Genomic DNA, 22,745 nt, shown 5'->3' with positions numbered 1-22,745 from the left:
TCATGACAGCCCCACGCATGCAGGTCACACGTTCCGAAGACGGCAAGACGGCCATCCTGTCCTTTCTTGAAGGCAGCGGCGTTTCAGGCAGTCTTTCCCTTGACGAAGCCCAGTTGTCCCAACTGATCACAAGCCTGGGTCTGGCCCATGCCGCCCTGATTGAAAAACGCCCGCCGGCACCGATTGCAGGCGCGCGCTTTACCCCCGTCTACACCACGAACTGGGCCCTGCAGATCGACGCCCTGACCGAAGGATCAATGCTGGCATTCCAGCATCCGGCCTACGGTCCGGTCGGCGTTGTCTTTGGCCCCCAGGACGTCGAACAGATCATTCGCGGCCTGCAAAAACAGCGCACCATGATCCGCTCCAACCCCCAGGATGCCAGCACACCAAGCTGATCCCTCAGAACAGCTCAACCTCTCCTGAACCTACTGACGGCTGAGGGGCTTCCGCCAGCAGACGCTGACGGATCTCTCCCATCGTCAAACGATCCACAACCGACCGCTGGACCTGCACAGCTTCTACGCCCGGCTCCCGGCTAAGCCCGTCACAGCACGTCGCCAACTGATCCAGAACCTGGGCGATCCTGTCGAAATCCTGCAACTCCAAAGGATTTTCTCCCAGAAGAGCCTTCAGACAGACGGCCTCCAGTCTCCGCAGTTCCTGAAGACTGACGGCAAGCTGTACCCCAAGCCCTTCAAGAACCTGCGGCAACGGAAGCTTTTTTGAATCCTCAAGCACCGCAGATTGGCCCGAACACGGCTTCGATACGGGATTTGAGAGAGCTGGCCGTGAACGGTTTGGCCAGAAAATTGTTCACGCCCTCCGCAATGGCCTGCTGCACCAGTTCCTTGCTCGCCTGCCCGGTCAACATGATGAAACCCGTTTTCGCAGTGCGGGCATTGCTTCTGACAGCCTTCAGCAATTCAAGCCCGTCCATGTCAGGCATGTTGAAGTCCGAAATGATCAGATGAACCGAATTGCCCTTCAGATGCTCCAGAGCCTCCACTCCATTCCGGACACCAGCAATCTGAACAAAACCGATCTGGGCAAGCGTATTGCGCAGGATCGAGCGGATGGAAGTCTGGTCGTCCACGAGGAGCACGGACATGGAAGATGCGGAAATCATGGATACGTCTCCAGAGAACGGCGTTCACAAAGGTTGAGAATAGCAGGGCCAATGGCGGACAGCGGAAGCTGGGTGTCCACCGCGCCCAGTTCAAAGGCAGCACGTGGCATGCCATAGATGACAGAACTTGCCCGGTCCTGCCCGATCGTACAGGCGCCGGCATTGCGCATGGCCAGCAAACCCTGCGCGCCATCGCATTCCATCCCGGTCAGGATGACGCCCACAGCGTTTTTTCCCACTGTGGCGGCAAGAGAATAAAACAACTCATCCACAGACGGTCGATGCCCATTAACGGGTGGCGCCGTCACCAGCTGACAGACATACTCCCCGGGCCGTGCACCACCTCTAATACGCAGATGACGCTCTCCACCGGACGCGACATAAACGAGACCCGGCCTCAGCACGTCGCCCTCTTCCGCCAGTCTGACGTCAGGCTTCACAATCCTGTCCAGACGGCGCGCGAAGCTTTCGGAAAACTGCTTTGGCATGTGCTGCACGATGACTGTCGCGGGGCAATCCTTTGGAAAATGCTCGAGCACATCCGTCAGCGCCTCTACACCGCCGGTCGAGGCACCGATGCCAACAACAACTCCGGTTTTCGTGGCCGCCAGAACTCTGGCCCCCAGACTGCCCCCTGCCGATACGGCAGGTTGCTCTTTTGTGGTGGCGGCCCGAACAATCGCGTCTCCCAGACCGGCAAAGGGCTCCTCTCCGCTTCCGAGCGCCATTTTCGAATACCATTCGGCAGCGCCCATCCGGAGCGCCTGCTCCACCAGCCCCTGATGACTGGAAAGACGCCCCGACACCATCACCACAGGCATCGGACGCAGGCGCATGATCTTTTCAAGAAACTGCAATCCATTCATGGACGGCATTTCGTAATCAAGCGTCAGCACATCGGGATTCAGCCGCACGATCAGGTCGCGTGCCTCAAAAGGCGTTCCAGCCGTTCCAACAACCTTAACGCGGAGATCACGCTTGAGCGCTGCTGCAATCAGTGCGCGTGTCGTCAGGGAATCATCGACAACAACAACCGTCAAAGGTTTTGAGCCACTCACGAAGACACCTCCGCGGACGAGACCCTGCGATAGGCATTATATCCGATGCTTTCCATTCCGAAACGCTCAGGATGGGCGATACGCTCCGAGTGTCCCAGATAAAGCTCGCCCCCCGGAAAAATTCGCGCCGAAAGGTTGCCCCAGAGCCTATCCTGAGTTTCCCGATCGAAATAAATCGCGACATTCCGGCAGAAAATGGCGTGAAACCGCGATGAAAACGGCCAGGGCTCCACCAGATTGAGGCGCCGGAACCGGATCATGTCCCGAATTTTCTCAGACATGACGACCCGGTTTCTTTCAAGTCGGCAGAATGACAAAACACCAGCTTCAAACAGAGCTTCAGCTTCCACGGAATCATAACTGCCCAGTTTGGCCTGGCTGAGGATGTCGGAATCAATATCTGTCGCCAGAATTTTCGCCTTCAGCCCCGGAACTGCCGACAGACACTTCATGACCGTCATGGCGATCGAATACGCTTCTTCGCCGCTCGAACATGCGGCCGACCAGATCCTGAGTTCTTCACCACGTTCAACGCGAGAGTATAATTTCTGGCGCAATAACTGCTCCAGATACGCAAAATGATGCTTTTCACGATAGAAGCTTGTGACGTTCGTCGTCAGTGCCGAAACAAGATGATTTCTTTCATCAACTCCCGCACCGCTTACGAGAAAATTGCAATAATCGTCAAAGGACCCAAATCCTTCCTGTCTGACGCGACGTGAAATCCGCGAATAGACAAGACTTTTTTTCTTTTCGGACAGGGAAATCCCAGCAGATTTTTTTGCGATCCCCGCAATAATCCGAAAATTTTCATCTGATATTTCCTGCGCGTCCGGTAGTTCCATCACTGTCATTGCAGACTTCCTTCAAACAGCGACGAAACATTCACAGAAAAAACCAGACGCCCTCCCAAAGACAAAATCCCGTTTGAATAATATTTGAGATTATCACTGGAGAGCTCTGGAAGAGGTCTGAAGTCTTCCTCATCAATATCCGAGATGTCAGTGACATTCGAAACCGAAAAACCAATGATCTTTTTGTCGTCTTTCAAAAAAATAATGGCTTTTTTCTCGTCATTATTGTCAGAAACTCCCATCATCTGCGCCATGTTCACGAGCGGGATCACCGAGCCGCGAACATTGACCACCCCTTCCACAAAAGCCGGAGCCGCGGGAAACGGGGTGGCCTTCGCCCATCCCTTGATTTCCTTCACGGCAGAAATCTGAACAGAAAATTCCTGGTTTCCCAGAGAAAAGACCAGAGCTTTTTCCATGATCATACTCTTTCCTCCAACGAACTTTCTCTTTTTTTCAGAAGCTCACCAAACAGAAATTCAACATCCAGAATAAATGCCACATTCCCGTCCCCAAGAATGGTTGCAGTCGAAAAACAGGCGATTTTTCTATAGTTGTCCTCAAGGTTTTTTACTACAAACCTTGAATGATCAATGATTTTATCAACAATAAATGCCAATTTTTCTTCATTTTCATTTTCGATAACAAAACAAATTTTCTGATTTAACCCATCAGATGAAGCTCCGATAATATCAGAAGCGTAAATTACAGATAAATAACCATCCCGATAAGGATATCCGTATTTTCCTTCTCCTATATGAAAAGATTTTCTGGAATCGAATATTATTGTTTCAAGAACGTTATTTACCGGAATAACAAAATCCTGACCTTCCGCCTTGAAAATAATTCCTTCAATAACCGACAGCGTAAATGGCAGCGATATCGAAAAGGTCGTTCCCTTTCCTTTTGCAGAGCTGATGAAAATCCTGCCGTTAATCTGCTGAAGGCTCTGTTTGACCACGTCCATTCCCACACCGCGCCCTGACACATCCGTGACCTCGGCAACGGTCGAAAACCCCGGCTCAAAAATCAGGGAATAGATTTCGTCCCGATCAAGCCTCTGCCCTCTTTCAATAATTTTCTTTTCAATGGCTTTCTCGTAAATCCTGTCAGGGTCCAGACCAGCACCGTCATCCTGAATTTCCACGATGATCCGTCCCGAACGCTGAAAAGCCCTGAGCCTGAGCAGACCTTCCGGATCCTTGCCAGCCTGTGCCCTCACCTGCGGACTTTCGATGCCATGATCGATTGCATTACGGACCATATGCGTCAGAGGATCAGACAGCTTTTCGAGGATGGACCGGTCCACCTCCGTGTCTTCTCCCTCCAGCACAAGCCGAACCTGCTTTTCCGTTAGTCTTGCCGTTTCACGCACGACCCGGCCCAGCTTCTGGAAAACGGTTTTGATAGGATAGGCCCGCATGGTGATGACGTTTTCCTGAAGCTCGTGAATAAGCTGCTCCTGCGCCGTCACGACATTCCCCAGAACAGAATCTCCATGAACCTTGTTACGCCGCATCTGTGACTGGATGGCGCCCTGATTGATCACCAGTTCCCCAATCAGGTCGACGAGTTTGTCGATCCTCTGGATGTCGACACGAACAGTCGCAGAATCCTTGCGGTCAACGGATTTTCTGACCTGAGGATCTGTTTTTTCTTCAACTGCCACGGGCAGAGGTGCAGGGGCATCATCAACATTTTCAGAGGCAAGCGTAATCGTCGCCTGCAGATCGTCCCCGGACCATTCGAAAATTTCCTCGATATCGACTTGTGACTTCTGAGTTACCAGCAGGAGTTTCCACGTCAGATAACTCTGTTCAGGGAAGATATCGCCAATCAATGGAACGCGGTCAGTATCAACCTTAACCTGAAGCTGTCCCAGTTCCTCCAGCGCGATCAGAATATTCCGGACATCATCGCCGCGTTCGTAAAATTCCGGAGTTACTGTCAGGGTAATTGAAAAATTCTGCTCCATCGGAGCATCGATTTCAATTTTAACCGGCGCAAAGGCCATCCCGAAAATATCATCCATCTCGGCATCTTCAGGCGCCTGTTCTGGCTCAGATGTTTCGGAGTGAAGATAACTCTCAAGTTCAGAAATAGTATCAGGAGCGACCTCACAGTCTCCGCCGCCATTTTTAAAAGCCGCAACAATGTCGAACAGCGCATCCTTACATTTCAGAAATGTGGAAACACTATCGTTTGTGACGGAGTGAATTCCCGACCGAAACAGGTCAAGCACGCTCTCAAAAAGATGGGAGAACTTGACCAGTTCCTCCATTCCAAAGGCCGCTGCTCCGCCTTTGATGGAATGAACGCACCGAAAGATCGTATTGATCTTTTCTCCGTTCTCTAACTCTTCACCGAGCGTCGTCAGTTCTTCTTCAAGAAGCGCAAGTTGTTCGTCACACTCATCAAAGAAAATCTGCCGGATCGCATCCATGTCATCCGTAAATTCTTCAGTACTCATGAGCTGACCCGCCTTACTGCAGCGAGCAGTTTAGGGCCGTCAAACGGCTTGACGATCCATCCTGTCGCCCCGGCTTCACGTGCTGCGCGGCGCAGTTCGTCTCCGGATTCCGTCGTCAGAAAGATGATGGGGACAAACTTCGTCTCGGCCTGGGCGCGCAGAGCCTGGGTCAGCTCCAGCCCGTTCATGCGCGGCATGTTGAGATCCGTTATGATAACGGCGGGGGAAAAACCTTTTATTTTTCCTAGTGCGTCTATGCCGTCTTCGGCCGTTTCGACCTCATATCCGCCGTTGCGAAGTTCCCGGCTGACAAGGTCCCGCATGGTTCTGGAATCATCAACAACCAGAATATTCATGCCTCACCTGCCCCTTGCAGAAGAAAATCCCCACCCAGAAGCAAAAGGTTTTCTTTCATTCCCTCGGAAACATTTCTGATTTCAAAAGGGACGTTCAACGCCTGCGCGGTCGTAAATGCTGAAACGAGCAGCTGAAAGCAGAGCCCTCCCACACGCGCCACGCTCCCCCCATCCAGAAGAAAACCGTCTTCCTGCTTTTTCAGGAGGTCCGAAAACGCCACCGAATATCTGGTGTCCAGTAATTCAGGAAGAATGAGCGCCTCCATTACCGGAACTCCTCCCAGCCTTCATCCGACGTCTGAAAAGAATTCTCTCCCCACTGCGAGGATGACGGCGCCAGAATGGTGTCCTTTTTCTCGAAACCGAGATCGTCATCTCCATGATCCTGCAAATGGAACCGCTGAAGACTTCCAACGAGCTCTCGGGCTTCAGCACTCAGATTATGACTGGCTGCCGTCGCTTCTTCGACCATGGCGGCGTTCTGCTGGGTGTTCTGATCCATCTGGCTGACGGCGACACTGATTTCCGACAGGTCATTCGCCTGACTCCGTGCCGCCGTAGCGATTTCACCGATCAGGACACTGATCTCACTGACGTTTTCCACGATGGATTTCATCGCAACACCCGTCTCTTCAACCAGAGAACTGCCGCGACTGACCTGTTGTGCGCTGGAGGTAATCAGTCCTTTGATTTCCTTGGCTGCATCCGCTGACCGCTGGGCCAGCGCACGCACCTCAGCCGCGACGACCGCAAATCCCTTGCCCGCATCCCCGGCTCTGGCGGCCTCAACGCCCGCATTCAGCGCCAGCAGATTGGTCTGAAAAGCGATATCGTCGATCAGTCCGAGAATCTGTGCGATGTGGATGGAAGACTTCTGGATGTCCTGCATGGCCGCCGTGGCAGCCGTCATCACTTCTCCTGACCTTTCGGCGCGATCACGCGTCTGGCTGGCGACTTCGCTCGCATGAACCGATGCCGCAGCCGTCTTGCGGACGGTTTCTGTCACATTCCCGACGGAAATCGTCGTCTCTTCAAGACGTGCGACCTGAAGCTCTGTGCGACGGGCCAGATCATCAGCCGCTGAAGCAATTTCAGCAGACCCCGATGAAATGGTCGAAATACTGTCGTTCAGCGAAACCATTACTTTCTGAAGGGTTACTGCCGTTTCGTTGAAATCCTGTCGCAGCCGCTCATAGCGGGCAGGCAAAGCCTCTTCGAGACGGAATCCCAGTTCGCCATCGCGCAGATTCGCCATGGCATTCCCCAGAACCTCAATCACCCGCTCATGCTCGGCAGCTTCTTCCTTGGCCGACTGACGCGCGTCTTCAGCTTCGATCCGAACAGCGGCAAGCGCGGACTGTGCCTGCGATGCCAGAACTTCGCTTCTCTCGGAATTCGTACGCGCCTCACCCAGCATGACCTGTAAGCGGACCAGACTGCCTTCCTGCGTATCTTTTGGCAGGGTGCCCTGTGCGGCCAACTGCCTGACCGCATCCGTCAACGCATCTCCGCGAGCCGCCACCTGAACAAATGCAAAAATTCCAGAAACTGCAAACAGTCCAAGCAGCGTGATCTCAAGAAAAAGCGACTGCCTGAGAAAGGCAGCGCCCCCGGTCCCCTGCAGTTCCCAGACCAGTCCACTGATCCCGACGACCACAGGAACGGCAAATGCCAGGAGCAGCCGCCGACGAAGCAGGACACTCCCTTGCATGGGAACAAAGTGTATGTCGGACATGCCAGGCCGTCTCCAGAAACACAGATCACACCACGCCGGCCACAGGCAGCCGGCCAGATGCTTTCCTTCCTAGAGAACAGTTGATTGAAACTCCGTTAATGCCTCTTCAGACAATCGCAGGGGAAGAAGGCTGGCTCAGCGAGGAGACGCTGGAATATCGACATCATGCTGCACGAACATCCGGTTGCCGTAGCGGGGGATCCAGATCCGGTAATGCTTCAGAACATCCGCACCCAGAAGCGCATCCGTATCGGACAGCCCTTCCCCCACCCTCAGAGAAACATCGCGGAAAACGATGTCACCCACCTGAAGAGTATCAAAGTGATGAAGATAATTTTTTACCGGGTCCCTTGTGAGACCATATCCGATTGAAACAGGGTCTTTTTCCAGCATGACACGCGTGACACCCGCCGCCCGCGCCGCGTCCAGACTGATCATGGTCGTTCCCGCCCCCGTATCCAGCGTCGCATCCGTCGGATGGCCGTTGAGGCGTATTTCCAGAGTGGTCTTGTGCCCTTCGTTGTAGATATGACTGATCCGCACCGTATGGACAGGCCCCTCCCATCCCGGAGTGGGAGTTTCACAGTCTTCCGTCTCGACCAGCCTGACACGATGTGAAGGCATGTCCACGACCGTATCGTACCGTCCGAGAAAATCGCGCCCGAACAGCCCCACAATTGGAAGACCTGCAATTTTTCCAACAAACTTGCCCGCCCCGGCAACGGCGATGTTGGTCGCTTTGGAGCTGCCCATGTCCAGAGTGTCGATCGTCACGACACGTCCATAGTCCTGCCCTCCGACACCATGGATCAGCACCGTTGCCCCGGTATCATTCAGGCCGAGAGGCTCGACAAAACTCTGTCCAACCGTCGTGGAGAAAGCGCCCGTATCGACAATAAGCGCAACAGGATGTCCGTTGATCGCGGCCCGCACGATCGGGCTGCCCCAGTCATTCAGCACCAGCATGTTCCCGCTCGTGATCAGCTTGCACTGATGCGGACCCGTCTCGCATCCGGCAAGACCCGCCCCCAGCAACAGCAGTGCAGCCAGTCGTCCCAACCTCATGAGGCCCTCCCGCCTGTATCGTTCCGTTACACAGGACACGCCCCCTTCCTGCCGGGCAAGGCAGTTTTTTGATCCAAAAGGCTTTTTTTTTGAAAAAACCCTCTTGTCACCCCAAGGGCAGACTGTTAAATCACCGCCACCGACCAAGAGGAAGCCAAACAGCTTCCAGACGGAAGGTCCCAAGGTACTGAAAAGTGCCTCTGCGGGTGTAGCTCAGTTGGTTAGAGCGCCGGCCTGTCACGCCGGAGGTCGCGGGTTCGAGCCCCGTCACTCGCGCCACTCCTCTCATGGAGTTGGCCACATTCTTTCCAAAAAAATTCTTGAAGAAAATGCTCCCCGGCTTCAGGGAAGAGTATGATTTTCTTTATTCTGAAATGCCTGATTTCAGGACTCCTGATCGCCGCAGCCTCAGGCATTGCACGCCGCTATCCGGGCTTTGGCGCGCTGATTGCCTCCCTGCCCCTCGTGTCGGTGCTGGGCATGATCTGGCTTTGGCTGGAAAAGCCTGACCGCGTTGTCATGAGCCGTCATGCGGAAGCGACATTCTGGTATGTGCTTCCTTCGCTGCCCATGTTTCTGCTGATCCCGCGACTGCTTCGGGCAGGCGTGCCGTTCTGGCTCGCCCTGTCGGCAGGATGCGCCCTTACGATTGTTCTGTATCTCTGCACGACATGGGCGCTCGCCCGTTTCGGTACAGGCGGCTGAGACTGACCTCTTAGCCAGCCTCTTGCAGATAAACGTCCAGAACCTCGTCCGGTGTTCCGTCCATTCGGATATGCCCGTTCTCAAGCCAGATGACGCGCGTACACCACTGTCGCATGACCTTGGGCTGATGGGTGGACAGCACGAGGATTTCCGCTTGTCGGACGAGTTCTTCGAGGCGCGCCTTGGCCTTGTTCATGAAAACCCCGTCCCCCGCTAGAAACCACTCATCCATCAGCAGGATTTCCGGAGCAGACGCCGTCGCCAGGCCAAACGCCAGACGAACACTCATGCCCGCACTATAGGCCTTCATGGGCATGTCCATATAAGGACCGAGCTCAGCGAAATCCTGTACGTCTTGCTCGATCCGAGCGATCTGCTGACGTGAAAGCCCCTCATATCGCCCCTTGAGGCGAATATTCTCACGCCCCGTCAGATCGGGATTCATTCCCAGACCGCTGTCCAGCAGCGTCCGCATCGTTCCCTCGAGCCGCACGCGCCCCGAAACAGGTTCGTAAATGCCTGCCAGTGCACGCAGAAGCGTGGTCTTGCCAGCGCCATTACTACCGATCAACCCCAGCCGCTCGCCGGAATTCAGCGTAAAGCTGATCTCCCGCAGCACGCTCACGATCGTGCGCTCCCGCAGATCCTGCATCAGATGGGCCGAGGGCGACGACGGCGCAAACCGGGCCAGCGTCTTGCCGACCTGGCGCTTCAGGGAGCGGCTCTGCCCATGATACAGCGGAAAATCAATACAGAGGCGATCAACAACAATCCCGGGCATCAGATCAGATCCAGTAAGGAATGCGCGACCGCATCCGGCAGAACAGGACGGCCGCCAGAAGCCACAGAAGTACACTGTGCGCGATGGCCGCTTCCCATACGACGGGAGCCACCGTCTGCCCCAGAAGGGGCGCACGTACGATTTCAAGCAGCGGATAAAACGGATCCAGCAGCAGATACTGCCGTCCGGTCGTAATCAGTTCCGGTTTCCAGATCACCGGCGTCACGAAAAAGAAGATCTGCATCAGCGACGCCACGATGGGCGCAATGTCCCGAAACCGCGCGCCCAGCATCCCGATCAGCAGAATGATGCAGAAGCTGTCCATAATCCACAGCGGCAGGCTGAACAACAGGCTCCAGACCTGCTGTGGCCAGACATGGAAGACCGCAAACACGGCAACGACCACCACCATATTATGAAGCAGGATCAGCAGATTCCTGACGATCACCTGCACCACTGGCAAGCTGACCGGAATCCGCATCGCATGAAACAGCGACGTGCTCTGCGTAAAGACCGTTCCCGCGTCGTTGATGACGGTACCGCCATATCCCCACAACACGATCGAAAGTGACAGGAACGGCAGATAGGCTTTCAGGTCCATATGAAAGAGAAAGCCATACACAACGCCCATCGCGCCGATCATGACAGCCGTGGAGAGCGTCAGCCACAGCGGCCCCAGAATGGAGCCGCGATACCGCATCTTGATATCCAGCCAGCCGAGCGTCACCGCCAGCGGCAACAGCCGCAGACCCGCCCGCAGATCGCTCCAGGCGGCGCGGACAAGCCCCCATCCCCGCAGGGGCTGAAGGGTCAGAACAGGAGAACGGGCATTCATGTCTTCCATGCGCCTTCCCTACCATGAAAGCAGGCCCTGCCCATCCCCCTTGCCTGCGAAACATCCCTCTTCGCATGACACCATCAGGCCGGGATGATGATTTCCCTTGCATCCTGCGCCAACCTCGCCGACATGCTGCGATCATGTCATATGCTGTGAAGGAAATGTTCGTGACCCTCCAGGGCGAGGGTGCACAGACAGGCCGTGCCTCGGTGTTCTGCCGGTTCGCGGGCTGCAACCTGTGGTCGGGCCGCGAACAGGATCGCGCCATGGCCGCCTGTACGTTCTGCGACACCGATTTCATCGGCACGAACGGTGAAGGCGGCGGCCGCTTTGAGACCGCCGAGGCACTTGCTGCCACCATCGCGGCCTGCTGGACCGGCATCGCCGATGAGAGCGGCCGCCGCTACGTCGTCTTCACGGGCGGCGAACCTCTACTTCAGCTTGATGATGCCCTGATTGCCGCCGTAAAGGCGCAGGGCTTCGAGATTGCCGTGGAAACCAACGGTACGATCGCAGCCCCTGCGGGAATCGACTGGGTCTGCGTCAGCCCCAAACCCAGCAGCACGCTCGTCCAGACCGACGGCGCGGAACTCAAGCTGATCTACCCCCAGCCCGACCTGCCGCCCGAACTGTTCGAGAAACTGTCCTTCCGTCATTTCTGGCTCCAGCCAATGGACGGTCCCGACCGCATCGCCAACACACAGGCCGCCGTTGCCTACTGCCTGCGCCACCCGCGCTGGCGCCTGTCGCTTCAGACACACAAGCTGATCGGAATCCCCTGACCATGAGCACGACCATCAGCAGCAACACCGCTCTTGTCCTGTTCTCCGGTGGCCAGGATTCCGCAACCTGCCTCGCCTGGGCCCTCTCCCGCTTTGATCGCGTCGAGACGGTCGGTTATGCTTACGGACAGCGCCACGCCATCGAGCTCGAATGCCGCGACACGCTACGCGAACAGATGGCCGCGTTTTCGCCAGACTGCAAAGCACGCCTTGGCGACGATCACACGATCGACCTCGCCTCCCTTGGTGCCCTGTCCGAAACGGCGCTGACCCGCGAAGCCGAGATCGGGCTGAGCGAAAACGGCCTGCCCAACACGTTCGTGCCGGGCCGCAACATCATCTTCCTGACCTTCGCAGCCGCTCTCGCCGTCCGCCGCAATGCACGCCACATCGTCACCGGCGTCTGCGAAACCGACTATTCCGGCTATCCCGACTGCCGCGATGACACGATCAAAGCTCTTCAGGTCGCGCTGAACCTCGGCATGGACCAGCGCTTCGTCCTCCACACGCCCCTGATGTGGATCGACAAAGCCCAAACATGGGACCTGACCGAGCAGCTCGGCGGCCAGACGCTCGTGGACGTCATCAACCGGGACAGCCATTCGTGCTATATGGGCGACCGCACCCATCAGCATGACTGGGGCTATGGCTGCGGCACCTGCCCGGCCTGCAACCTGCGTGCCGATGGATGGCGCCGCTACCAGCAAAACCGCCACCACGGAGGCGCCGCATGACCGCCGAACTCGTCTTCACCCGGCGTTTCTGCATGGGTCATAGGCTCATTACGGGCGCCAGCGAACGCTGCGCTATCCCGCATGGTCATAACGAATATGTCCGCGTGAAGCTGCGCCCGGCCAAACAGACCCGGCTGGACGGGCACGCGAACATGATCCTGCCTTTCGCCGAAGCCAAGACGCGCTGGCACCATTTCGTGGACAACAGCCTTGATCACGCGCTCCAGCTTTCGGAAACGGACCCGCTACTTGCGTGGTTCCGCGCCAACGAACCCGACCGCGCCAGCCGGATTGTTGTGACGCCCGGCGATCCGACAACGGAGCTGATGGCGGCCCTCATGCTCGCCAAACTGACCGCCATCCTCGCGGATCAGGGCGACATCCTGCGCGTTCACGAGATCGAACTGGAAGAAACACCCACCAACACCGTGCGCCTCGGCGGCAATCCGCAGCGTTACCTGCCCGCCGTTTCAAGGCCCCCGGAACAGTGCTGGTGGAATAAAGCGGACGCCAGTATTTCCTGACGTCCGGACGACGCCTCAGACCTTGTGGACCGAAGCGTCGTAGATTTCTTCAATCACCTCTCCCAGCGCTGCATCGAACTGCGCATCATCCATCTGATGACGCAGATCCCCGATCAGCGCGCGGGAGAAACTCGCAATCATCCGCTGATTGTGCCGCAGCTTTTCGCAGGCCTGAGCCAGCGGATAACCCCCTGACAGCGCCACGACCCGCACCATCCGCGGATCACGCGCGATATCGTCATACAGGTCCGCAACGTCCGGGATCGTCACCTTCAGCATGATCCGTGCGTCTTCGGGCAGCTTTTGCAGCTCTTCGAGAACATAATCATGCAGAAGCTGCTCACACGCTGCCTTGTCCGGGCTCTTGATGAGCACTTCCGGCTCCAGAATGGGCACCAGCCCATGTTTGCGGACCTGTTCGGCCACTGCGAACTGCTGCCGGACAATGGCCCGGATGCCGCTTTCGGATGGCAGACGGATCGTGGAACGTTCTTTCGTCCCGTAAACGCCCAGCTTGGCCGCCCGCGCCAGCAGGGCATCCAGATCGGGCATCGGCTTCATGAGCTGAACGCCGTCCGCTTCCGCCTCCAGACCCTTGTCGATCTTCACAAACGGCACAACGCCCCGTTCGCGCCACAGATAGGCCGGAACGGGCTCACCGTTCACATCCCCATCCATCGTGCGCTCGAACAGAATGGCCCCGATCACCTTATCGCCGGTAAAGGAAGGCGCCGTGATGATCCGAACCCGCATGTCGTGCATCAGCGCAAACATCTGGCTTTCATCAGAATATTCGCTCTCGGCAATACCGTACTGCTTCAGCGCGCCTGGCGTGGAGCCGCCACTCTGGTCCAGGGCAGCAATAAACCCGCCCTTATCCGCCATCTGTGACATCATCTTATCTGCGGTGCTCATCAAGATTCCCTTCGATACAGGAAGAACCGTCACCGCTTTCGAAGGACCTCACGGATCACCCCCTCGCAGTACGTTTCCCGACACAGTCCAATCGCGCCGATGCCCGGAATGGTTCCTGCCCGACCAGTTCGGAAAACCATAGCGCAGCCCCGACACCCGATGAAGCGGCTCCCCGCTCACCAAATCAGGATCAGCCGTCTTCAGAGCCGTTCGGGGCATTTTCATAAAGCTCAAGAAACGCCTCGATATCGTCGCTCATCAGCGCTCCGCAGCGCTCTTTCACAAGCGTTTCCGGCCATTCCCACCAGGCCAGCGCCAGCAGTCGCGCAATGATGCTTTCGGGAAAACGGTAGCGGATCACTTTTGCCGGATTACCTCCCACAATCGCATATGGAGGCACCGATTTCGTAACAAGCGCCTGCGCTGCGATCACGGCGCCATCGCCAATCGTCACTCCGGACATCAGGGTCGCATGCGCCCCGATCCAGACGTCATTGCCAATCACGACGTCCCCCTTGCTGGAATGATCGGCCTGCCCCTCTTCCGCGGATGGCCAGAAATGCGATAGCGTTTTGAAGGGATAGGTGCTCACCAGATCGGCGCGGTGATTGCCAAGGATGATCGTGACATTTGGCCCGATCGAACAGTAATCGCCGATGATCAACCCCGCCTCGCCTACTTCAAGAACAGCAGGGGCGCCATAGGTATGAGGACCGATCCGCCAGCCCCATTCATCAATCTGATACGCAAGCGCATACTGCGTCAGGGCCTGAAATGCGCGATTTCCGAATGCCATGCGGAATACTCCCAGCTTCTGCTGCCAGACTGGACGAACCCGAGTCCGCCCCCCGGCATCATGTCACCGAGCGGAGATCCACCATAGCCTGCATGTCCTCATCCCAAAGGACGTTGCTCCGGGCTTCACGAATTCCATCGCGCCAGGTCAGGATCTTCACGTTCTGAAAGGCCGGATGGGCGTCATGACATGCCAGCAGCCTGTAGTTCGGTATTCCCGGCGCCATGTGATGGACATGATGCGTTCCGATATCCCCCGTGAACCAGCGCATGATCCGCGAGAAGCGCAGGAACGAACACCCCGTTACCACGGCATCATAATTGTTCCATTGCGGATGCTCGGCCCACTGCACACCCTCAAACTTGTGCTGGACAAGAAAGAGCCACACGCCCGTCACGGCGGCCGGATAGATCACCATGAAGCTGACCAGCAGAACGAGCTTCCATCCAACCAGCCAGGACAGCCCGCCGAACATCGCCACCAGACACAGATTGGTTGCGTACACGCCAGCCCGCTCGCGGATCCAGTGTCGGGGCGTATCGAAAGCAAACCGGTAGACAATAAAGAAAATCACCGGTGGCATCAGAAAGACCGTCAGGAGCGGGTTCTTGCTCATCCGGTACAGAAACTTCTTCAGGCGCGTCATTTTCCGGTATTCGGCAACGGTAATACAGTCGGAATACAGATCAGACAGCCGCCCGCGCGTATCCATGTTGTTCCAGGACCCGTGATGCAGCCCGTGATGCTTTTTCCAGTGGTCATAGGGCGTCAAGGTCAACAGGGAGCAAAGCCAGCCCGTCACGTCATTGGTCCAGCGCTTTTTGAACAGCGATCCGTGCCCGCAGTCATGCTGAAGGACAAACGTCCGGATGGACAGGCCCGATGCCAGTGGTGTGAGTACCAGAGACCACCACCAGCCCCGCATCAACCCCGCATAGATCAGCACATAACACAGCAGAAGCAGACTGATGGTTGACAGGACCTGAAACAGGCTGGTCCAGAAATGCGAGCCCTGATATGTCCGGACCGATCGCGCTGTCTCGTCGGAACATCCTGACGTTTCCAGTTTATTTTCCCCGAAACCTGTCATGATATTCCATAAATTATTTTATCTATCTCAATAATACAGGAGCGAAATATTATCAATGAGATAAGAATTTAAGATTTGTAACATGCAATAATTATTTAATAATTCATAACATTACATCCCCGTTTCATATTTCTTCCAGCCAGGGTGTGTTTTTAGGCTCAAGACCCAGAAAACTTCTGGCCCGCTGATTGGACGCCCCGCTCAGATCATTCTGATAATAGACAGCCTCTTCGCCCAGACGCAGGACCGCGTCGTCTTCTGCAAGATGCCCTGGAGGCGCCGCCCCGACCCACCTTGCATAGGCGGGCAGCCATCGGGAGAATTCCGTCGGCTCATCATCGACCACAGTGTAGCTCCCCGCAGGCGCCAGCAGCGCTGCAACCGTTGCCTGCGCCGCATCATCCACATGAATGAACGAAAACATGCCCCGCCCTGCGCCAATGACGGGGACCTCACCTTTACGGACATGCAGGCTGAACGCACCATCCGGCCAGTACCAGGTACGCGGACCGTAGAAAAACCCATACCGCAGCGCCACGCCTTCCATGACGCCGTCGCTCAGAACGCGCTTTTCCAGCGCTTCATACATCCGCGCGCTCTCCCCGATCCCGCCGGGAGCATCCGTTCTCAACGGGGACTCCTCGGTCGCAAGTCCTCCCTCACCATTCAGGTAAAACCCGCAGGACTGCTGGATATAACGCCGCACCCCCACAGCCCGGGCGGCATCATGGAGATTACCCCCGCCCTCCAGACGCAGCACCCGATCCGCAGGCAGCCTCTGCGCCAGATCGAACGGACTGGACGGGAGGGACGTCAGCTGATCAATCACGACATCCGGCCGCACCCGATCCAGCAGAGCGAACATCCCGGCCCGGTCCAGCGCATCGCCCTCAACCGGAGACGCGCCCAGCGCCTGAATGACGGGCAGATTTTCGGCACGCCGCACCATGCCCCAGACCTCATGCCCCTCTCTCAGCAAACGCGCGATCAGCGGACGCCCGACAGCGCCACTTGCCCCGGCCAGCAGAATTTTCATGCCTTCTGTCCTTCAGCCATTACTTTGCAGGGAAGACAAACGGCGCAGCCTTGTCCTTGACGAAAACCGCCAGAAACTGCGCAGGCTCGGTCTGGCTGGCATTGCGCCCGACCAGATGAACATCGTCCGGCCCTTCAAAGAAGGTCTGTCCCGGATGCAGGGTCACGGCCTCTCCACCCCGGACCTGCATGACAACACTGCCCTTCAGCACATATACAAACACCGAGGCATTATGCCGATGGATCGGGTCGGAACCGCCGGGGGGATAGTCCACCGTCAGCATGGCGCCCTCTTTTCCGGGAATGCCCGGCAGGTCGTGCGCCAGAAGCGGCGTGACCTTCGTCGCGGCATGAAGGGAAGGCGTGCAGACGCACAAAGCCAAGGCGCCAAGCGCAATAAAACGGCGCATAATTCTGTTTCCTGATATTGGATGTGAAAGAAAAATTCAGACCGTGTCCGGGTTTCGCCGCTGCCTGACCCTGCTGGTCCGGCGTGTCTGGACCCGGTTCTCAAGCCATCCCTGCGCCTCCCCCAGAAACGCAGGCGCCGCCTTGTCCCGGACAGATGCCGCCAGATCAGCCAAAGACGTCCGCGCCAGTTCCTCGCGCATGGTCTGCTCGGCCCGCAGCATGGCCGCATGAATGCTGCACACACCCTTCGTGGCCCATTGCGGCGGCGTGTCGTCGAACAGGACGCAACGCCCGCGAATTTCCTGACAGTTAAAAAGGCTTTTGCGGCCTTCCGCCGAGTCCACGACGTCCAGCACGCTGATCTGCGCCGGAGGGCGGGCCAGCCTGTAACCGCCCCTCAGCCCTTCGGAGGCCGCAAGAATCCCGGCTTTCTCCAGTTTCGGAAGCTGCTTGGCCATAAATGCCGCGGGAATACCCTGAAGTTCCGCCAGATCCAGACTGCTGACCGGCCCGGGATGATCCACGAGCCACAACAGACTGTGCAGAACGTATTCGGTGCTTGCGCCATAAAGTGCCATACGCATACCATATAAGTCCGCGTTTTGATTCGCAAGACATCAACGCGCAGAAACGCGAGCGTCAGAAGCGCTGAAACATCATCCGTTTTTCCAAAATTTTACGGGACGCCCGCTGCGGATTAGCTCCGCAGGAGCGACATGATCTCCATCCGCGCCGCACTGTCGCGCAGCCAGCTTCCACGCGCGATGGACGTCACGGTCGTGGAACCAGGCGAGCGCACGCCGCGCATGCTCATGCACATGTGCTCGGCTTCAATGACAACCAGAACGGCTTCCGGCGCCAGAACATCTTCCATGCCCTGCGCGATCTGATCCGTCAGACGCTCCTGAAGCTGCGGCCGACGGGCAAAGCCTTCAACCAGCCGCGCAATCTTGCTCAATCCCGTCAGACGCCCACCCGCTGGCAGATAGGCCACATGCGCCTTGCCATAAACCGGCAGCAGATGATGCTCGCACATCGAATGGAAGCGGATATCCTTGACGATCACCGCGCCATGATGCCGGTCCGCAGAGAACTGCGTCTTCAGATGGTCCCGCGGGTCCTGATGCAGGCCGCTGAACACTTCCAGATACATCTTCGCAACACGCTGCGGCGTATCCAGCAGACCCTCGCGATCCGGGTTTTCACCCAGCGCCTCAAGAATCTGGCGCACGGCCCCCGCAATCCGCACTTCCGCATCCGCAGGCAGCGGCAACGCTCCCATCGGGCGACGCTCCTCGGACGAGAGGCTCTCCTGACTGTCCGACTGATAGGCCGATGCGGTGGCTACGGTCGTGGCGTTCAGGTTGGTCATGCGGGTTCAGGCTCCTCTATGCCCCGACGACCCGTGCCGTCAGGGACGCGCCGGGTCACATCCCCCGGGCTCCGCGGCAGGACTGCTAGCGCGTCCCGCACGTGACGTCCACCAATGACATGATCTGGATCAATTTCCGCCAGCGGCTCCAGCACGAAAGCCCGCTCGAACAGACAGGCATGCGGCAGCGTCAGAACCCGGTCCCGAACCTCCCGCGTGCCATAATAAAGAACATCAATATCGACGGCCCGCGCGCCCCAGCGTACGCCCGGCACACGTCCCAGCTCCGCCTCGATCGCCTTGCACATCCGCAGAAGCGTATGAGGCTCCAGCGTCGTCCGCCCGGTCGCACAAATATTGACGAATGCCGGCTGCTCCACCCCGCCCCAGGGCGCACTGTCATACAGCGACGACACCTGCACGATCTCCAGCCCGTCCACGCCCGACAGCCGATCCACCGCCGCCGCCAGAACAGCCTCCCGCTCGCCCAGATTGCTGCCCAGCGAGAACGCCACGTCATGAACCCGGGCCTGTTCCACACCCACCGCCGTTCCCGACACCACATACGGCACTGGCGCGGACGGTTTGCGCACTTCAATCCGAACCCACTCCACACGCTCCAGCCGCGCCAGAATGGCTTCGGCAATCCGTCCCGCTACCGTCTCGATGAGCTGAAGTGGCTTTCCGGTCACGATGTCCGAAGCGATATCGCACAGGGTCCCGTAACAGACGGCCTGTTCGTAATCATCGCCCGCAATCGCACCCGACAGATCTGCACGGATCTCGATATCCACTACAAAACGCTGCCCGATCCGCGTCTCTTCGGGCAACACGCCATGAAAGCCAAACAGACACAGATCCCGCACGAAAACGGAAGTGAGGGCAGGTACGATCATCGGACATCCTTCAGAATCTGGCGGATTTTCAACGCATCCACATGCTCGCGCACGTCATGCACCCGCAACATCGCAGCGCCCTGCTCCACCCCGTACAGATGGGTCGCCAGCGTCCCCGCCAGCCGCTCGGACGCCGCACGCCCCAGAAAATGCCCGAACATGGACTTGCGCGACACCCCCAGCAGAACCGGCAGCCCATAGTCGGCCCGCAGATCGCCCAGCCGCGCCACGGCCTCAACATTCTGCGCCTGCGTCTTGCCGAACCCGACACCCGGATCCAGCACAATCCGATCACGCGCAAGTCCGGCGTGTTCCGCCAGTTCCAGAGACCGATCAAAGAAGCGCCGCCAGTCCGCCCGCAGATCCAGAGCCTCGTCCACGTCATGACGGTTGTGCATCACGATAGCCGTCGCCTCCGAATCCGCTACTACGGACGCCATGTCCGGGTCCGCCTGCAAACCCCAGACATCGTTGATGACCGCCACACCGGCCTCAAGCGCCCGTCTGGCGACGAAAGCCTTGGTCGTGTCCACCGAAACGGTCACTCCGTCGCCCACAAACTGCCCAACGACCGGTGCAAGGCGCGCCCATTCCTCTTCTGCCGGAACCGGTATAAAGCCCGGCCGCGTGGATTCAGCACCCACATCCAAAAGATCCGCCCCGTCCGCCACAAGCGTCCGACCATGCGCCAGAGCAGCCTCAGGCCGCAGAAAACGCCCGCCGTCGGAGAAGGAATCCGGCGTGATATTCACGATCCCCATCACTGCCACAGGCCCGTTTCCAAACCGGCTCATCCAGCTTTCCCCCATCCGCGTTTCCCCATTTTTTCAGGACAGATCAGCCACACGCCGCCCCCAGAAGAGCGGAACATCTTCCTCCGGCACCGGGCGCCCCAGATAGAACCCCTGCACTTCCGTGCAGCCCTGCTCCTGAAGATGGCGGCAATGCTCCGGCGACGACACGCCCTCCGCCGTCACCGCAACACCGAGATCCCGCCCCAGCGCGATCACGTTCCGCACCACCGCCGCACTGCGCGCATCCTGCAACATGTCCTGAATGAAGGCTGCATCCAGCTTGATCTTGGAAAACGGAAACTGCCGCAGATACATCAGCGTCGAAAATCCTTTGCCGAAATCGTCCAGCGCAATCCCCACCCCCCTGCTTTCAAGCTCGCGGAAGGCATGGTGCACAAGCGGTCCGACCTCCAGCGCCTGCGTTTCCGTCACTTCGATCTGCAACCGATACGGCTCCAGCCCAACCTGCTCCAGAACCCGAAAAATACGCACCGCAATATCAGGGAGGGAAAAATGCGTCGCCGTCATATTGACCGAAACCCATAAGGGAACAGGCCAGCGTCGCGCCACCCGGCACGCGTTTTCCAGAACCCAGAAGTCGAATTCCAGCCCGCTCCCGGTCTCGGCAATCGTGTCGATGACCTTCCCGATCGACAGATGCCTGTGCGCCGACCCTTTCCACCGTGACAGCGCCTCAAATCCGATCACCATCCCGGTCTGGGCATTCACGATAGGCTGGTACACCAGAGCAAAGGCTTTCTGCCGCAGAGCCTGCCGCACATCACGAAACAGGGTCTGCTGGCGGCTTCCCGCCATTTCCTCACAAGGATCGAAAATGCTATAGCGCCCGACCCGCTCGCCCTGGGCATCGCGTAGCGCCGTCTCGACGGCTTCCACCAGAACCTCGCCGTCTCCGGTCGTCGAGACCGCCATGCCAATCGCAGGCTCAACGTCAATCACGTCCCCAGCCACTTCCGCAGCCCCATCCTCGACCACACTGACGGGGCCACTCAGCGTCAACAGGAGTTCCAGAGCCAGGGCCTCCAGGAAATGACGCTTTCCTTCGCCCGGAATCCCCGTCACGACCGCCAGATCCATCGCGCCATACCGCGCTACAAAACAGCCCCCCGCTCCGTTCAGATCTGCAGGCACATGCCGGGCAAGACAGGCATTCAGACGCGACAGGCTTATCTGCAGAACCGCCGCCACCTCATCCGGCGTCATCACACGCCGACGCCCGAGGCTGGAGACCTCCAGCGAAATAAGAATGACCACGAACGCCTGCGCGCCGCGCATTGTCTCCAGCAGACTTTTCTGAAGATGCTCCTGACAGGCCAGCCGGTTCGGCAGCCCGGTCAGGACATCATGCCGCACGCGATAAAAATGCCGCTCCCTGATCATCTGTAGGGCCGTCACATCTGCGCCGACCCCCAGATACCCCCGGAACACCCCGTCCCGGAAGACAGGTTCTCCCGTCAGCATCCACCAGCGTGCCTCCGGCACGGCCACAGCGCGAACAACCAGTTCCCGAAATGCCAGTCGGTTCGTCAGACAATACGCCAGATGCCGTTCCGGAGAGATCGGACCGGACAGCTCGGCACCAGGCACGGGAATATCCAGCAGACTTCCCAATGTCCTGCCCGCGATCTGCGTCTCATCGCGCCCCAGAAGGCGGCAAAGTCCCGCCGATGGGTTACGCAGAACGCCCACCAGCCGGCTGATCCCAACGACAAAAAGCCCGCAGACCGTGGTCATCAGAAAAAACGACGTCGTAAACAGAACGGACCGGTAAAAACGGCCCTCCAGCAGAGCACCATACGCCCCTGCGATGATCGGCACCACCATGGCTTCGACCGCCCCGTTTACCGGAGCACAGAGCAGAAGCGGCGCCATAAATCCGAAACACACGCCGAGCGTCAGAAGATGGATGTCTTCACAGCGCAGCCGGAAGACCAGAATGATGAAAACGAACCAGACAGACCCAAGAACCCCGTTCAGTGCCCGGAGCGCCCATCGGAGCGCCGCGTAATCCGCAAGGCTCCTCATGGTTCTGACATTTGGCTGAACCCTGGAAAACCAGAGCAGCAGAACACCTTCGATCCCCGCAAGCAGCAGGAGGGCCAGCCAGGGGCTCGACGACCACACCCCGAGCGCCACCACCGGCGCGCTGACGGCCTGAGCCAAAAGATGAAGGGGGAGAAGAAGCCTCAGGGTCCGCAACTGGCCCCGGTTGAATGCGGTCTGAAAATACGCCGGAACCTGTGTCGCCCGGAAGAACAGGTCTTTCCCCAGACCGGAGGCACGGATGCGATTGAAAACCCGAAATAAGGCCCATCGCACAAACAGCGATCGCCGGAACCACCTTTTCAGGCGCTTTCCCCCGGAACCCTGCCGGTCAGGTTCTT

27 protein-coding genes and 1 tRNA gene are annotated in these 22,745 nt (G+C 57.9%); 6 read left to right on the top strand and 22 right to left on the bottom strand.

What is annotated here, in order from left to right:
* Positions 1–17 precede the first annotated feature (17 nt).
* Complete coding sequence (locus tag A0U94_RS01980; RefSeq protein ID WP_077802284.1) at positions 18–398, top strand: hypothetical protein; 381 nt, start codon at positions 18–20, stop codon at positions 396–398.
* Between the two features lie 4 nt (positions 399–402).
* Here A0U94_RS01980 and A0U94_RS01975 read toward each other — a convergent pair whose 3' ends face one another.
* The 10 genes from A0U94_RS01975 to A0U94_RS01930 all read right to left on the bottom strand — a co-directional run bounded on the left by A0U94_RS01975 (position 403) and on the right by A0U94_RS01930 (position 8,667).
* Positions 403–714: a hypothetical protein gene (locus tag A0U94_RS01975; RefSeq protein WP_062108880.1), complete on the bottom strand. Its 312-nt coding sequence runs from the start codon at positions 712–714 to the stop codon at positions 403–405.
* Between the two features lie 19 nt (positions 715–733).
* The gene (locus A0U94_RS01970; protein WP_062030388.1) at positions 734–1,129 is read right to left on the bottom strand and encodes a response regulator; all 396 of its coding nucleotides are present in this window, start codon (positions 1,127–1,129) and stop codon (positions 734–736) included.
* A complete protein-coding gene (locus A0U94_RS01965) occupies positions 1,126–2,187 on the bottom strand; it encodes a protein-glutamate methylesterase/protein-glutamine glutaminase (protein ID WP_077802283.1) in 1,062 nt (353 codons plus the stop codon). Before A0U94_RS01965 ends, A0U94_RS01970 begins: the two co-directional genes overlap by 4 nt.
* Positions 2,184–3,041 carry a CheR family methyltransferase gene (locus tag A0U94_RS01960; protein WP_077802282.1) on the bottom strand — a complete coding sequence of 286 codons (858 nt, stop codon included), beginning with the start codon at positions 3,039–3,041 and terminating at the stop codon, positions 2,184–2,186. Before A0U94_RS01960 ends, A0U94_RS01965 begins: the two co-directional genes overlap by 4 nt.
* Positions 3,038–3,460, bottom strand: coding sequence for a chemotaxis protein CheW (locus tag A0U94_RS01955; protein ID WP_167369338.1), 423 nt, complete (start codon positions 3,458–3,460; stop codon positions 3,038–3,040). The genes A0U94_RS01960 and A0U94_RS01955 overlap by 4 nt, the downstream gene beginning before the upstream one ends.
* A gap of 2 nt (positions 3,461–3,462) precedes the next feature.
* Positions 3,463–5,511, bottom strand: coding sequence for a chemotaxis protein CheA (locus tag A0U94_RS01950; protein WP_077802281.1), 2,049 nt, complete (start codon positions 5,509–5,511; stop codon positions 3,463–3,465).
* Entirely contained in the window at positions 5,508–5,867 is a 360-nt protein-coding gene (locus tag A0U94_RS01945) for a response regulator (protein ID WP_062030398.1), read from the bottom strand. The genes A0U94_RS01950 and A0U94_RS01945 overlap by 4 nt, the downstream gene beginning before the upstream one ends.
* Positions 5,864–6,133: a hypothetical protein gene (locus A0U94_RS01940; RefSeq protein WP_062030400.1), complete on the bottom strand. Its 270-nt coding sequence runs from the start codon at positions 6,131–6,133 to the stop codon at positions 5,864–5,866. Before A0U94_RS01940 ends, A0U94_RS01945 begins: the two co-directional genes overlap by 4 nt.
* Positions 6,133–7,602 carry a methyl-accepting chemotaxis protein gene (locus A0U94_RS01935; RefSeq protein ID WP_077802280.1) on the bottom strand — a complete coding sequence of 490 codons (1,470 nt, stop codon included), beginning with the start codon at positions 7,600–7,602 and terminating at the stop codon, positions 6,133–6,135. Before A0U94_RS01935 ends, A0U94_RS01940 begins: the two co-directional genes overlap by 1 nt.
* 135 nt (positions 7,603–7,737) lie before the next feature.
* Complete coding sequence (locus A0U94_RS01930; RefSeq protein WP_077802279.1) at positions 7,738–8,667, bottom strand: retroviral-like aspartic protease family protein; 930 nt, start codon at positions 8,665–8,667, stop codon at positions 7,738–7,740.
* Positions 8,668–8,869: 202 nt separating this feature from the next.
* On the opposite strand from A0U94_RS01930, the gene A0U94_RS01925 reads away from it, so the two are divergent.
* Both A0U94_RS01925 and A0U94_RS01920 read left to right on the top strand, forming a co-directional pair.
* Positions 8,870–8,946, top strand: a tRNA-Asp gene (locus tag A0U94_RS01925).
* 78 nt (positions 8,947–9,024) lie between these two features.
* A complete protein-coding gene (locus tag A0U94_RS01920) occupies positions 9,025–9,372 on the top strand; it encodes a DUF3147 family protein (protein WP_456303948.1) in 348 nt (115 codons plus the stop codon).
* A gap of 10 nt (positions 9,373–9,382) precedes the next feature.
* Here the strand turns inward: A0U94_RS01920 and A0U94_RS01915 are convergent, their stop codons facing one another.
* A complete protein-coding gene (locus tag A0U94_RS01915; protein WP_062030408.1) occupies positions 9,383–10,153 on the bottom strand; it encodes an ABC transporter ATP-binding protein in 771 nt (256 codons plus the stop codon).
* 4 nt (positions 10,154–10,157) lie between these two features.
* Positions 10,158–10,997 carry an ABC transporter permease gene (locus tag A0U94_RS01910; RefSeq protein ID WP_062108863.1) on the bottom strand — a complete coding sequence of 280 codons (840 nt, stop codon included), beginning with the start codon at positions 10,995–10,997 and terminating at the stop codon, positions 10,158–10,160.
* Positions 10,998–11,131: 134 nt separating this feature from the next.
* Between A0U94_RS01910 and queE the strand changes: the two genes are divergently transcribed.
* Genes queE through A0U94_RS01895 form a run of 3 tightly spaced genes read left to right on the top strand, consistent with a single transcriptional unit; the run spans position 11,132 to position 13,031 of the window.
* Positions 11,132–11,773, top strand: a complete 642-nt coding sequence (queE, locus tag A0U94_RS01905) for a 7-carboxy-7-deazaguanine synthase (RefSeq protein ID WP_077802277.1) — start codon at positions 11,132–11,134, stop codon at positions 11,771–11,773.
* A 2-nt stretch (positions 11,774–11,775) separates the two neighbouring features.
* Positions 11,776–12,507 (top strand): 7-cyano-7-deazaguanine synthase QueC, encoded by a 732-nt coding sequence (gene queC, locus A0U94_RS01900; protein ID WP_077802276.1) that lies wholly within the window; start codon positions 11,776–11,778, stop codon positions 12,505–12,507.
* Positions 12,504–13,031, top strand: coding sequence for a 6-carboxytetrahydropterin synthase (locus A0U94_RS01895; RefSeq protein WP_077802275.1), 528 nt, complete (start codon positions 12,504–12,506; stop codon positions 13,029–13,031). The genes queC and A0U94_RS01895 overlap by 4 nt, the downstream gene beginning before the upstream one ends.
* Positions 13,032–13,046: 15 nt before the next feature.
* Here the strand turns inward: A0U94_RS01895 and A0U94_RS01890 are convergent, their stop codons facing one another.
* The 10 genes from A0U94_RS01890 to A0U94_RS01845 form a co-directional block, all read right to left on the bottom strand.
* Positions 13,047–13,946, bottom strand: a complete 900-nt coding sequence (locus tag A0U94_RS01890) for a fructose bisphosphate aldolase (protein WP_062108855.1) — start codon at positions 13,944–13,946, stop codon at positions 13,047–13,049.
* Between the two features lie 190 nt (positions 13,947–14,136).
* A complete protein-coding gene (locus A0U94_RS01885; RefSeq protein ID WP_062108854.1) occupies positions 14,137–14,742 on the bottom strand; it encodes a CatB-related O-acetyltransferase in 606 nt (201 codons plus the stop codon).
* A gap of 58 nt (positions 14,743–14,800) precedes the next feature.
* Complete coding sequence (locus tag A0U94_RS01880) at positions 14,801–15,832, bottom strand: fatty acid desaturase family protein (RefSeq protein ID WP_077802274.1); 1,032 nt, start codon at positions 15,830–15,832, stop codon at positions 14,801–14,803.
* A 124-nt stretch (positions 15,833–15,956) separates the two neighbouring features.
* Complete coding sequence (locus A0U94_RS01875) at positions 15,957–16,868, bottom strand: NAD-dependent epimerase/dehydratase family protein (RefSeq protein WP_077802273.1); 912 nt, start codon at positions 16,866–16,868, stop codon at positions 15,957–15,959.
* Positions 16,869–16,887: 19 nt separating this feature from the next.
* Positions 16,888–17,277, bottom strand: coding sequence for a cupin domain-containing protein (locus tag A0U94_RS01870; protein WP_077802272.1), 390 nt, complete (start codon positions 17,275–17,277; stop codon positions 16,888–16,890).
* Between the two features lie 36 nt (positions 17,278–17,313).
* The gene (locus A0U94_RS01865) at positions 17,314–17,862 is read right to left on the bottom strand and encodes an RrF2 family transcriptional regulator (RefSeq protein WP_244178045.1); all 549 of its coding nucleotides are present in this window, start codon (positions 17,860–17,862) and stop codon (positions 17,314–17,316) included.
* 113 nt (positions 17,863–17,975) lie between these two features.
* Positions 17,976–18,650 (bottom strand): GTP cyclohydrolase I FolE, encoded by a 675-nt coding sequence (gene folE, locus A0U94_RS01860; RefSeq protein WP_244178044.1) that lies wholly within the window; start codon positions 18,648–18,650, stop codon positions 17,976–17,978.
* Positions 18,647–19,546, bottom strand: coding sequence for a 2-amino-4-hydroxy-6-hydroxymethyldihydropteridine diphosphokinase (gene folK, locus A0U94_RS01855; protein ID WP_077802271.1), 900 nt, complete (start codon positions 19,544–19,546; stop codon positions 18,647–18,649). The genes folE and folK overlap by 4 nt, the downstream gene beginning before the upstream one ends.
* Positions 19,543–20,340, bottom strand: coding sequence for a dihydropteroate synthase (gene folP, locus A0U94_RS01850; protein ID WP_244178043.1), 798 nt, complete (start codon positions 20,338–20,340; stop codon positions 19,543–19,545). The genes folK and folP overlap by 4 nt, the downstream gene beginning before the upstream one ends.
* Positions 20,341–20,373: 33 nt before the next feature.
* Complete coding sequence (locus A0U94_RS01845) at positions 20,374–22,680, bottom strand: bifunctional diguanylate cyclase/phosphodiesterase (RefSeq protein ID WP_167369337.1); 2,307 nt, start codon at positions 22,678–22,680, stop codon at positions 20,374–20,376.
* Positions 22,681–22,745 lie beyond the last annotated feature (65 nt).

The sequence above is a fragment of the Gluconobacter albidus genome (genome assembly GCF_002005485.1).
Classification (GTDB): Bacteria; Pseudomonadota; Alphaproteobacteria; order Acetobacterales; family Acetobacteraceae; genus Gluconobacter; species Gluconobacter albidus.
The sequence above is the reverse complement of the archived record's forward strand: the minus strand, read 5'-3'. Positions and strand labels throughout refer to the sequence as shown.